Annotated in this window: 11 protein-coding genes; 1 reads left to right on the plus strand and 10 read right to left on the minus strand. The window is 63.3% G+C overall.

The window, feature by feature from the left end; translation table 11 throughout:
• Both HX869_RS30235 and HX869_RS30240 read right to left on the minus strand, forming a co-directional pair.
• On the minus strand, positions 1 to 619 hold a 619-nt coding region (locus HX869_RS30235), incomplete at its 3' end, for a YgcG family protein (RefSeq protein ID WP_178904110.1).
• Positions 619 to 1,227 carry a LemA family protein gene (locus HX869_RS30240; protein ID WP_003209150.1) on the minus strand — a complete coding sequence of 203 codons (609 nt, stop codon included), beginning with the start codon at positions 1,225 to 1,227 and terminating at the stop codon, positions 619 to 621. The genes HX869_RS30235 and HX869_RS30240, both read right to left, overlap by 1 nt.
• A gap of 214 nt (positions 1,228 to 1,441) precedes the next feature.
• On the opposite strand from HX869_RS30240, the gene bglX reads away from it, so the two are divergent.
• The gene (gene bglX / locus HX869_RS30245; RefSeq protein WP_008430891.1) at positions 1,442 to 3,733 is read left to right on the plus strand and encodes a beta-glucosidase BglX; all 2,292 of its coding nucleotides are present in this window, start codon (positions 1,442 to 1,444) and stop codon (positions 3,731 to 3,733) included.
• 128 nt (positions 3,734 to 3,861) lie between these two features.
• Here bglX and HX869_RS30250 read toward each other — a convergent pair whose 3' ends face one another.
• From HX869_RS30250 to HX869_RS30285, 8 genes are all read right to left on the minus strand, one after another.
• On the minus strand, positions 3,862 to 5,019 hold the full coding sequence (locus HX869_RS30250; protein ID WP_003209153.1) for a phosphatidylserine/phosphatidylglycerophosphate/cardiolipin synthase family protein: 1,158 nt from the start codon (positions 5,017 to 5,019) through the stop codon (positions 3,862 to 3,864).
• A 1-nt stretch (position 5,020) separates the two neighbouring features.
• Positions 5,021 to 5,602 carry a YceI family protein gene (locus HX869_RS30255; RefSeq protein WP_102606428.1) on the minus strand — a complete coding sequence of 194 codons (582 nt, stop codon included), beginning with the start codon at positions 5,600 to 5,602 and terminating at the stop codon, positions 5,021 to 5,023.
• A 160-nt stretch (positions 5,603 to 5,762) separates the two neighbouring features.
• Positions 5,763 to 6,533: a helix-turn-helix domain-containing protein gene (locus HX869_RS30260; protein ID WP_003209157.1), complete on the minus strand. Its 771-nt coding sequence runs from the start codon at positions 6,531 to 6,533 to the stop codon at positions 5,763 to 5,765.
• Positions 6,534 to 6,597: 64 nt separating this feature from the next.
• Positions 6,598 to 8,040 carry an amidase gene (locus HX869_RS30265; protein WP_178904111.1) on the minus strand — a complete coding sequence of 481 codons (1,443 nt, stop codon included), beginning with the start codon at positions 8,038 to 8,040 and terminating at the stop codon, positions 6,598 to 6,600.
• On the minus strand, positions 8,037 to 9,347 hold the full coding sequence (locus HX869_RS30270; RefSeq protein WP_178904112.1) for a citrate-proton symporter: 1,311 nt from the start codon (positions 9,345 to 9,347) through the stop codon (positions 8,037 to 8,039). Before HX869_RS30270 ends, HX869_RS30265 begins: the two co-directional genes overlap by 4 nt.
• A 56-nt stretch (positions 9,348 to 9,403) precedes the next feature.
• Positions 9,404 to 10,579: a M20 aminoacylase family protein gene (locus HX869_RS30275; protein ID WP_008430881.1), complete on the minus strand. Its 1,176-nt coding sequence runs from the start codon at positions 10,577 to 10,579 to the stop codon at positions 9,404 to 9,406.
• A gap of 129 nt (positions 10,580 to 10,708) precedes the next feature.
• Positions 10,709 to 11,023 carry an amidase gene (locus HX869_RS30280; RefSeq protein ID WP_177021695.1) on the minus strand — a complete coding sequence of 105 codons (315 nt, stop codon included), beginning with the start codon at positions 11,021 to 11,023 and terminating at the stop codon, positions 10,709 to 10,711.
• The gene (locus tag HX869_RS30285; RefSeq protein ID WP_178904113.1) at positions 11,020 to 12,099 is read right to left on the minus strand and encodes a serine hydrolase; all 1,080 of its coding nucleotides are present in this window, start codon (positions 12,097 to 12,099) and stop codon (positions 11,020 to 11,022) included. Before HX869_RS30285 ends, HX869_RS30280 begins: the two co-directional genes overlap by 4 nt.
• Positions 12,100 to 12,197 lie beyond the last annotated feature (98 nt).

Here is a 12,197-nt window from a genome sequence, read left to right on the forward strand (position 1 = left end):
GCAGGATAGCGCCAACGGGCAGGCCCATGCGATTGCACAGCCACAACACTGCCAGCAACAGGATGAACAGGCCAATGGAAATGCCCGGGTTTTGCTTGGCGAAGTTGGCCTCGGACACATGCGCCGGTACGGCCAGCGGATCGCCGCCCACCACCTGCAGCATCGCCGCCACGCCGTCGCTGATGCCCTTGCTGTAGTTGCCCGCCTTGAACGCCGGGGCGATCACCTGGTTGATGATCACCCAGGACTGCGCATCCGTGAGCACGCCTTCCAGGCCATAACCCACTTCGATGCGAATCTTGTGCTCATCCCGGGCGACGATCAGCAGGGCGCCGTTGTCCTTGCCCTTCTGGCCGATGCCCCACGCGCGGCCTAGTTGATAACCGAAGTCTTCAATGGGCACGCCTTGCAGGTCGGGCACGGTGACCACCACGATCTGGTCGCCGCTGGTCTGCTCCAGCGCCTGCAACTGCTGGGTCAGCTGCGCACGCACGGCCGGGTCGATCATCTGGGCGTTGTCCACCACCCGTCCGGTCAGGGCCGGGAAATTCAGGGCGGCCTGGGCGGTCAGGCTGAAGGCCAGCAGCACCGCCGCCATCAGCCAAGCGCGCTTGCCCATCAGAATTTCACTTGCGGCGCTTTATCGGCATCGGCACTGGTGGCCTCGAAGTTGGCGCGGACCGGCAAGTCGCTGTACATCACGCTGTGCCACAGGCGGCCAGGGAAGGTGCGGATCTCGGTGTTGTAGGCCTGCACTGCCTGGATAAAGTCGCGGCGGGCCACGGCGATGCGATTTTCGGTGCCTTCAAGCTGCGATTGCAGGGCCAGGAAGTTCTGGTTGGCCTTCAGGTCCGGGTAGCGCTCGGACACCACCATCAAACGGCTGAGTGCACCGCTCAAACCGTCCTGGGCTTGCTGGAACTGCTTGAGTTTCTCGGGATTGTCGAGGGTGCTGGCGTCCACCTGGATCGAGGTGGCCTTGGCCCGCGCTTCGATCACGGCCGTCAGGGTGTCCTGTTCATGGGCGGCGTAGCCCTTGACCACTTCCACCAGGTTGGGGATCAGGTCGGCGCGCCGCTGGTACTGGTTCTGCACCTGGGCCCAGGCCGCCTTGGCCTGTTCGTCCAGGGTCGGGATCTTGTTGATGCCGCAACCGCTCAGCACGGTGCTCACCAGTATCAATGCCACGGCCTTCCAGCCCCAACGGTAACCTTGTGCTGCTTGCATGGTGTTTCTCCTGCCAAACCTATGAAATTTACCGACTGACGCGTTAGCCACGGGCTTAGGGCATAATCCGCCACCACCCACTGGATTGCATCGTGCCAATCAGCTAAAAGATGCCCAGCGCCAATAAGAGTTCAGAAGTGTGCGGTATTTATCTGAACAACACCCGAACAACAATAGACGCTCTCCGGTCCCAAGGCTGCGAGAAAGGATTTTCATGAAGAAGCTGTGTTTGCTGGGCCTTGTTGTCAGTTTGGCCACTCATTCCGTATTAGCCGAAACAAAGCCCGCAGTGCTCAAGGACAAGGACGCCTTCGTCAGTGACCTGCTCAAGCAGATGACCCTTGATGAGAAGATCGGCCAATTGCGCCTGATCAGCATCGGCCCCGAAATGCCCCGCGAACTGATCCGCAAGGAAATCGCCGCCGGTCGCATCGGCGGCACCTTCAATTCGATAACCCGCCCGGAAAACCGTCCGATGCAGGACGCAGCCATGCGCAGCCGGTTGAAGATCCCGATGTTCTTCGCCTATGACGTGATCCACGGCCACCGCACGATATTCCCCATCAGCCTGGCCCTGGCTTCCAGCTGGGACATGGACGCCATCGGCCACTCCGGGCGCATCGCCGCCCAGGAAGCTGCCGCCGACAGCCTCGACATCACCTTCGCGCCGATGGTCGACATCTCCCGCGACCCGCGCTGGGGCCGTACCTCCGAAGGCTTTGGCGAAGACACCTACCTGACCTCGCGCATTGCCGAAGTGATGGTCAAGGCCTTCCAGGGCAGCAGCCCGGCCAAGGCCGACAGCATCATGGCCAGCGTCAAGCACTTCGCCCTGTATGGCGCGGTGGAAGGCGGTCGCGACTACAACGTGGTCGACATGAGCCCGGTCAAGATGTACCAGGACTACCTGCCGCCCTACCACGCCGCCATCAAGGCCGGCGCCGGTGGCGTGATGGTTGCGCTGAACTCGATCAACGGCGTACCCGCCACCGCCAACACCTGGCTGATGAACGACCTGCTGCGCAAGGACTGGGGCTTCAAGGGCCTGGCCGTGAGCGACCACGGTGCGATCTTCGAGCTGATCAAGCACGGCGTGGCCAAGGACGGGCGTGAAGCCGCCAAGCTGGCGATCAAGGCCGGCATCGACATGAGCATGAACGACTCGCTCTACGGCAAGGAATTGCCCGGCCTGCTGAAGTCCGGCGAGATCGAACAGAGCGACATCGACAACGCCGTACGCGAAGTGCTCGGCGCCAAGTACGACATGGGCCTGTTCGCCGACCCGTACCTGCGCATCGGCAAGGCCGAGGATGACCCGGCCGACACCTACGCCGAAAGCCGCCTGCATCGCGCCGACGCACGTGACGTGGCGCGCCGCAGCCAGGTGCTGCTGAAAAACCGGAACAACACCCTGCCGCTGAAAAAGGACGCGACCATCGCCCTGGTCGGCCCGCTGGCCAAGGCGCCGATCGACATGATGGGCAGCTGGGCCGCTGCCGGTAAACCCGCACAATCGGTGACCCTGCTGGACGGCATGAACGCCGTGATCGGCGACAAGGGCAAGGTGATCTATGCCCGTGGCGCCAATATCACCAACGACAAGAAAGTCGTCGACTACCTCAACTTCCTGAACTTCGATGCCCCGGAAGTTGTGGATGACCCGCGCTCGTCCCAGGACATGATCGACGAAGCCGTCAAGGCCGCCAAAGGCGCCGATGTGGTCGTGGCCGCCGTGGGCGAGTCCCGTGGCATGTCCCACGAATCGTCGAGCCGCACCGACCTGAACATCCCGCAGAGCCAGCGCGACCTGATCAAGGCTTTGAAAGCCACCGGCAAACCGCTGGTGCTGGTGTTGATGAACGGCCGTCCGCTGTCGATTGTCGAGGAGAACGAACAGGCTGACGCAATCCTGGAAACCTGGTTCGCCGGCACCGAAGGCGGCAACGCTATCGCTGACGTGCTGTTCGGTGACTACAACCCGTCGGGCAAGCTGCCGATCACCTTCCCGCGTTCGGTGGGGCAGATTCCGACCTACTACAACCACCTGAGCATTGGCCGGCCGTTCACTCCGGGCAAGCCGGGCAACTACACCTCGCAGTACTTCGATGACACCACCGGGCCGCTGTTTCCGTTCGGTTACGGCTTGAGCTACACCAGTTTCAGCCTGTCGGACATGGCGCTGTCGTCCACCACCCTGAACAAGACCGGCAAGCTCGACGCCACCGTGGTGGTGAAAAACACCGGCAAGGTCGATGGCGAAACCGTGGTGCAGCTGTATATCCAGGACGTGGCCGGCTCGATGATCCGCCCGGTGAAGGAATTGAAGAACTTCCAGAAGATCATGCTCAAGGCGGGCGAAGAGCGCGCGGTGCACTTCACCATCACCGAGGAAGACTTGAAGTTCTACAACACCCAGCTGAAGTTTGCGGCTGAGCCGGGCGAGTTCAATGTGCAGATCGGGTTGGATTCGCAGGATGTGAAGCAGCAGAGCTTCGAACTGCTCTAACGTCTTGCTCGGTCAACATGTGGGAGCGGGCTTGCTCGCGAATGCGGTGGATCAGTTGATACATCAGGTGACTGACACACCGCTTTCGCGAGCAAGCCCGCTCCCACATTTGATTGGGGTGTTCTGGCTTATCCGCGGCGGTCCAGCAGGTTAACCACCAACCGATCAATCCACCCCCACACCCGCTGCTTCACCCGCCGCCACAACGGCCGCGACTGCCATGCCTCAAGGCTCACCGCCTGGCTCAGGGCAAAATCCCGCTCGAAACTCGCCACCACTGCCAACGTCAATTCCGGGTCCAACGCTTCCAGGTTCGCTTCCAGGTTGAAGCGCAGATTCCAGTGGTCGAAGTTGCACGAGCCAATGCTCACCCAATCATCCACCAGCACCATTTTCAAGTGCAGGAAGCACGGCTGGTATTCAAAGATCTGCACCCCGGATTTGAGCAAACGCGGGTAGTAACGGTGCCCGGCATACCGCACCGACGGGTGATCGGTACGTGGCCCGGTCAACAGCAAACGCACATCCACCCCGCGCCCCGCCGCCCGGCGCAGGGCACGCCGTACGCTCCAGGTCGGCAGGAAATACGGCGTGGCCAGCCAGATACGCTGGTGGCCGCTGTTCAGCGCACGGATCAGTGACTGCAAGATATCCCGATGCTGGCGGGCGTCGGCATAGGCCACACGCCCCAGCCCCGGTCCTGTCGCTGGCACCTTGGGCAAGCGTGGCAGGCCAAAATGCGTGGCCGGTTTCCAGGCTCTACGATCGTCGTTCGCCAGCCACTGACGGTCGAACAACGCCTGCCAATCCAGCACCAGCGGGCCACGAATCTGCACCATCACTTCGTGCCAATCGGCGGTGTCTTCCCCGGGCGTCCAGAATTCATCCGTCACGCCGGTGCCGCCGACCACGGCGATGGTCTGGTCGATCAACAACAGCTTGCGGTGGTCCCGATAGAGGTTGCGCATCCAGCGGCGCCAGCTCAGGCGGTTGTAGAATCGCAGGTCCACCCCTGCGTCGATCAACCGCCGACGCAGGCCCAGGGTAAACGCCAGGCTGCCGTAGTCATCGAACAGGCAACGTACGCGCACGCCACGTTCGGCGGCCGCCACCAGGGCCTGAACCATCGCCTCGGCACACGCGCCCGCCTCCACCAGATACAGCTCCAGCGCCACCTGTTGCTCAGCCTGGGCGATACCTTCCAGCATGCGCGGGAAGAAACTCGGGCCGTCGACCATCAGCTCGAAACGGTTGGCGCTGCGCCACGGGAACACTGCGCCGCTCATGTCATCGCGCCGTGAAAATCAGTACCGCACCCACCGGCACCGACAGGCTGATCTGCGACAGCCCGGCGGCCTTGCGCAATGCGGCTACCCCCGGCAGCAAATCGAAATCCTCGGCGTGCACCACCAATGGCTCCAGGGTGACCACCTGGAAGCGTCGGTCATCCAGGCGGGTCGCCAGCAATTCGGTGCTGTAGGCCTGGGTCTTGCCGTGCAGGGTCACCGACAGCGGCAGGCGCAGCTCGTATTGCGCGCCGGGGGCCAGGTCGTTGATCGGTTGCAGGTTGATCTGCGCATTGATCACCGCGTCCGGGAAGGTCTTGATCTCGAACAGCTCATTGCGCATGCGCTCGTCGCGCAGCGGGATGCCGCTGTTGATCGACTCCAGTTCGACTTCCAGCTGCGCCGCGCCTTTGCTGTCGACCTTGCCATGCAGCACCAGGAAGCGCTGCACTTCAGCGATGTCGGTGTTCTTGGTGGTGACGAACGACAGGCGCGAGGACTCGTTGTCCAGGTACCAGTCGGCATGGGCAGGCACGGCGGCAGCGGCCAGCAGCAGGAAGGCCATGGGTTTGAACAGGGACATAAAGACTCTTGGGGCAAAAAACCTGGGCGAACAGTAACAAAGACCTCCTGTAGGAGCGAGCTTGCTCGCGAAGGTTGCCAACGATGACGCGGGCATTCTGAATGAACGCGGTGCCTGTGAGTTCTTCGCGAGCAAGCTCGCTCCTACGGGGGAACGGTGGTCAGGCCAACGCCTGCTGCACATCGCGAATCGTCGACTCCAGGCTGGCCAGGTGCAGGCTCAGCACCCGTTCCACCGGTGCCTGATCCATCGGCCAATGCAGCGCCATGCTGCCCACCAACCGGCCATTGGCCCGGACCGGCAAGGCCACCGCGCGAATCAGGAACGGCAGGCGCACCGGATATTCCCAATAGCCTTCGGTGCGTTGGCCAAACCCCTGGTGCTGGGATTGTTCACACGCCCGGTATTGATCGTCTTCCGCCACATGCTCACGACCGGCCAGGCGCTGCACTTCATCCGCCGACAATTGCGCCAGGCACGCCTTGCCCATGGCCGAATGAAACAGGCTGGCGTGCTGGCCGACGATCTGGCAATTGTTCGGGTAGAGCTTGCGCAGCACCGTGGGGATCGCGCTTTCCATCACCTCCAGGCGTTCGCCGTCGAAGCTCGACAGGTCCACCACCAGGCCGGTGCGCTCGCTGAGGTCCAGCAGCCACGGCGCGGCGCTTTCCACCAGTTGGCGCTTGAAGCGTTGCTGGGTGTCGCCGAACAACCGTCTGGCCCGCAGGCGGTAACGCCGGTCGCTGAGCCCACGATAGATCCAGCCCTGTTCCTGCAAGGTCAGCAGCATCCGCGAGACCGTGGCCTTGGGCAGGTGAGTCAGGTAATGCAACTCTTCCAGCCCCAGCGCCTGATGCTCGCCGAGCAATTCGATGATCGCCAGTGCCCGCCCTACTGAGCGTACGGTTCCCGTCTCGGCGTCGCTGCCCATGTGTCGATCTCCTTGATGCCGATGGATGATCTGATTTCACAGCAAGATACAGGCCCGTCGCGGCTCAACCGGTCGCCGAGAGGCAAGCGGGTGGGCGCCGCTGCACCCAGCGGGTCAGTTGTTCGTGGGCGTACGCCAGTTGCAACACTGTCCTGTCCGCCTGGGCCGGGCCGATGATCTGCAGGCCCATGGGCAAGCCCCGGGGGTTGAAACCCACCGGCACGTTCATGCTCGGCAGGCCGGCCAGGGTGGGGCCGATCACCACTTCCATCCAGCGATGGTAGGTGTCCATCTCGCGCCCTGCGACGAGGCGTGGCCAGGCTTGTTGTGCATCGAAAGGGAACACTTGGGCGGTGGGCAGCAACAGGAAATCGTAACGTTCGAACAGTTTGCCGAGGGCGCGGTACCAGTCGCTGCGGTTGATCGAAGCCTGGTAAACGTCCGCCGCACTCAGTTGCAATCCGCCCTGCACTTCCCATTGCGCCTCCGGCTTGAGCAGTGCACGTTTTTGCGGGTCGGTGTACGCCGCGCCGAGGGAGCCCTGGATCAGCCAATGGCGGTGCACCAGCCAGGTCTGCCACAGGCGTTCCAGAGAAAATTCCGGTTGGCAGTGCTCGACCTCGCAACCCAGCGCAGCGAAGTCCTTGAGGGCCGATTCGCACAGGCTCATCACGCCGTCTTCCATCGGCAGGTAACCGTTGTAATCCCCGAGCCAGCCCAAGCGTGCACCCTTGAAGTCGCGCTGCAATGGCTCACCCAACACCGCCGGATCCTCCTTGAGCGACAGCGGCACCCGAGGGTCATAGCCGGCCTGCACACTCAGCAGCCGCGCCACATCCGCCACGCTGCGACCCATCGGGCCTTCCGTGGCCAGTTGCTGGACGAACAGCTCCGGCGCCGGCCCGTGAGGCACCCGACCCTGGGACGGACGCAGGCCAAATACGTTATTGAATGCCCCAGGGTTTCGCAGCGAGCCCATCATGTCGCTGCCATCCGCTACCGGCAGCATGCGCAATGCCAGCGCCACCGCCGCGCCGCCGCTGCTGCCACCGGCCACCAGGCGCGGGTCATAGGCGTTGCCGGTGGTGCCGAACACGCTGTTGTAGGTCTGCGAGCCCAGGCCAAATTCCGGCACGTTGGTCTTGCCGATGATGATCGCGCCACTGGCCCGAACCCGCGCCACGCTGATCGCATCTTCTTGAGGAACATGCTCGGCGAACAGCGGCGAACCGAGGGTGGTGCGCAGGCCCTGGGTCGCCGCCAGGTCCTTGATGGCCTGGGGCATGCCGTGCATCCAGCCACGGGATTGGCCTTGGTCCAACTCGCGATCACGCTGCGCCGCTTCGGCCAGCACGTCCTCATGGGAGCGCAGCGAGACCAGCGCATTCACCGTCGGGTTGAAGCGTTCGACCTGGGCCAGATACGCCTGCATCACTTCATGGCAGGACACCTGCCGCGCATGGATCGCCCGAGACAGTTCGATGGCATCCAGTTCAACAATACTCAAGGTTTCACCTCGCTGGAAAACGGCGCCGGTCGTTTCGCCTGTGGCGCCTCATGCATGCAGTAAGTGCCCAGCAGCGTCAGGACGCAAGCGAACAGCACATAAAATGCCGGGGCTACCGGCGTGCCCAGCACCTTGCTGAGCCAGGTGACGATCAACGGCGCAAAGCCCCCGAATACCATCACCGCCACGTTGTAAGCCACCGACACCCCGGTGGAGCGTACTTCGATGGGAAACTGCTCGGCCAGGGCCGTCGGCGCCGGGCCGAAAAAGCCGCCGATGGCAGTGCACAACATCACCTGCATCACCAGCAAACGCTCGATGGACGGTGCCGCCGCGACCCACACATACAGCGGGTACACCATCACAAAAAACGCCAGGGTGAACGCCATCAATACCGGGCGCCGACCGAACCGATCCGACAGCAGGCCGGACAGCGGAATCACCACGGTCATCAGCGCCACCGCGAACATCTGCACCATCAACACCTGGTCCAACGGCAGGCCGAGGTTCTTGTGGGCGAAGGTCGGCATGTTCACCAGCACCACGTAGAACGACACCGTTGCACCACAGGCCAGGCCCATCGATACCAAGATGCTGCGGCGGTGGTCGCGGATGACGTCCATCAAGCTCGGCGCCGCACCCTTGGCCTGTTTGCGTGCCTCGATAAATTCCTCGGGGTCTTCCATGTGCCGGCGGATCCACAAGCCCACCGGGCCGATCAGCAAGCCGAAGATGAACGGCAGGCGCCAGCCCCAGACTTCAAGGGTTTGCGGCTCGAAGAAGTGCGTGACCAACGCCACCATCGCCGCGCCGCCGAACACCGCCAGGCACTGTCCCACCAACTGCCAGGAACCGTACAGGCCCTTGCGATGGGCCGGCGCGCTCTCCACCAGGAACGCCGTGGCACTGGCGTATTCACCGCCGGTGGCAAAGCCCTGGAGCATGCGCGCAACCACGATCAGCATCGGCGCGCCCATGCCGATGGCAGCATAGCTGGGGGCGAAAGCGATCAGGGCGATGGAGATGGTCATCAACCGGATGATCAGTTGCATCGCAGCCTTGCGGCCTTTGCGGTCCGAATACATGCCCAGCAGAATCCCGCCCACCGGGCGCATGAAGAAGCCGACGCCAAAGGTGGCCAGGGCCATCAGCAGCGAGGCGTATTCATCCTCCGAGGGGAAAAACTGCCGGGCGATAATGCTGGCGAGAAAGCCGTAGACGATGAAGTCATACCATTCCAGCGCATTGCCGATCACCGCCGCCACCACCTGGCGGGTGCGGGATACACCTTGTTTTGAAGCCTGCATGGGAACACTCCATTCAACCAGTCGGAAAAGGGTCCAGCGGCAGAAAAAAGAGGTCGTCAGGCGGGCTTGAGCCAGCTCTCGGCCAGCGCGCCCCAGTAGGCGGCGCCGGTCAACAGGATGTCGTCGTTGAAGTCATAGGCGGGGTTGTGGACCATCGGCCGCGACACGCCGTTGCCGATAAACAGGTAGCTGCCGGGGCAGCGTTGCAGCATCCAGGCGAAGTCTTCGCTGCCCATCAGCTTGGTGGTGTTGCCGTCGACGGCACCTTCACCCAGCAGGGCGACGCCGACCTGGCGGGCGAATTCGGTTTCTTCGGGATGGTTGACCAGCACAGGATAGGCCGGGCGATGTTCGATCTGCGCGGTGCAGCCGAAGCTCGCGGCCTGGGTCAGGATGATCGCCTTGACCCGCTCCAGCATCAGTTCACGCACGTTTGCATCCAGGGCACGCAGGCTCAAACGCAACAGTGCTTGCTGGGGAATCACGTTGGCCGCCTGGCCCGCTTGCAGGGCACCGACGGTCACCACGGCGGCTTCCTGGGCATTGATATTGCGCGCCACCACGGTCTGCAATGCCATGACCATACTGGCGGCGGCCACCAGCGGGTCGACCGTCAGGTGCGGCATGGAGCCATGGCCACCGACGCCTTCGAGGGTCACGGTGAGCAGGTCCTGGGAGGCCATCATCGGTCCAACGCGCAGGCCCAGATGGCCGGCGGGCAAGCCCGGCATGTTGTGCATGCCGAACAATGCGTCGCAGGGAAACCGCTCCAGCAAGCCGTCGGCGAGCATGGCTTCGGCGCCGCCCTGGCCTTCTTCGGCGGGCTGGAAAATCAGGTTCAGGGTGCCGTCGAATTGACGGGTCGCGGCCAGGTAACGCGCGGCGCCCAGCAGCATGGTGGTGTGGCCGTCATGACCGCAGGCATGCATGCAGCCGGCGTGTTGGCTGCTGTAGCTGGCGCCGGTGTTTTCGATGATCGGCAACGCGTCCATGTCGGCGCGGATACCGAGCTTGCGCGAGCTGCTGCCATTGCGCAGCACACCCACCACGCCGGTCTGGCCGATGCCGGTGTGGACTTCGTAGCCCCAGTTACGCAGCGATTGCGCCACGAGGGCGGAGGTGCGGTTTTCTTCAAAGCCCAGTTCGGGGTGGGCGTGAATGTCCTGACGCACGGCGTGCAGGTCGCTGGCGACATCGCTCAGCCAATCCAGGATGTGCTGGTGTGGGCTCATGGTGATTCTCCTCGCAGGCGGGTGTTCCCGTTCTTTTTCGTTGCACACCGCCAGATAACCGCGATGTGCGCAGGAGAACAATCAAAGGTGGTTCCACCCTGTGGAACCTCAGCCCCACCTGTGGCTGCATTAGGGCAAGAGGCGGCAGCCCTCGCGCTGGCCCAGCCATTGGGCACTGTGGGCGCGGCCCAGGCCGCTGGCGGTCACGAGGTGTTTTTCAGGGTTGTCGGTGAAGGCGCTGGTGGGCACGTATTGCTTCACATAACCCTGGCAATAATCAGCGGGATTGCCCTCCACATATCGGCAGGAGCAGTACTCCTTGGCGGTGTAGGCCGCGATGATGTCGGGGAAGGCTTGCAGGTTGACCCGCTCGTGCCAGACCCAGCCGAGCAACACGAGTAACAGCAGGATCAACAGACTGACGAAGGGATGACGGCGGATCATGGTTGCACCGCTGCAAGGACGCGCTTGAGGAGTTCGTTGTGGCGATAGCTGCCGTCGCGGTCGTCACCGTAGCGCACGATGACCAGCTGTTTTTCGGGCATCACGTAGAGCGCCTGCCCCCAGTGGCCGAGGGCGGCGAAGGTGTCGGCGGGCGCGTCCGGCCAGGGTCTGGCGGCGCCCTGCACTTCGCGGTTGAGCCACCATTGGCCGCCCGGAACGGCTTCGTCCTGGCCCGCCTTGTACTTGTCGAACGGTTGGCGATTGAACGCGACCCACTCCTTGGGCAGCAACTGTTGCTCGCCCCAACGGCCGTCGCGCTGCATCAGCAGGCCGACACGGGCCAGGTCGCGGGCGGTGAGGTAAGCATATGAGGACGCGACGAAGGTTTCCTCGGCATCGCTTTCCCAGGTGGCGTTGTGGATGCCCAGTGGCTGGAACAGGGCGGTCCATGGGTAGTCGACGTAGGCCTTGTGGCCGAGCATGCCCTTGAGGGTGGCGGACAGGATATTGCTGTCGCCACTGGAATAGCGGAATGCCTGGCCGGGGGCGCTGTAGGTTGCGGTGTCGGCGGCGAACTCGGCCATGTCGTGGTGGCCGCGGGTGTAGAGCATGGCGACCACCGAGGATTTCAGCGGGGCGTATTCGTAGTCTTCCTGCCAGTCGAGGCCCGAGGCCCAGTGCAGCAGGTCGGCCATGGTCACGCCGGGGTGTTGTTTCATCGGCGGGTAAAAGCGCGCGGCGGGGTCGGTGAGTTTGAAGCGGTTTTCGCCGAAGGCCACGCCGAGCACGGTGGCCATCAGGCTTTTGCTGATGGACCAGGTCAGGTGCGGGGTGCTGGCGGTGATGGCGGCGGCGTAGCGTTCGTAGATGATCTGGCCGTCGCGGATGACCAGCAAGGCGTCGGTGCGGACGCCTTTGCGGGTGGTGTCATCGCGGGGTGGGAAGGCGTAGTCATCCAAGGCCTTGGCGGCCGGGCCGGTCAGGGGCTGGCCTTGGGACCATTCCTTCTCCGGCCAGGGTTCGGCGTGGGCTGTCAGGGTGAACAGCAGCGCGGCGTATAGGAGGCCTTTGAACATGGATTGGGACTCGGGGGCATTCAAGCCCGCGAGCCTAGCCCAGGGGGATGACGGTTTTGTTACGGACCCTGGGGTGAGTACATATCCGTTATTTGGGT

The sequence above is a fragment of the Pseudomonas sp. P7779 genome, from assembly GCF_013386315.1.
In the GTDB taxonomy this organism is placed as follows: Bacteria; Pseudomonadota; Gammaproteobacteria; order Pseudomonadales; family Pseudomonadaceae; genus Aquipseudomonas.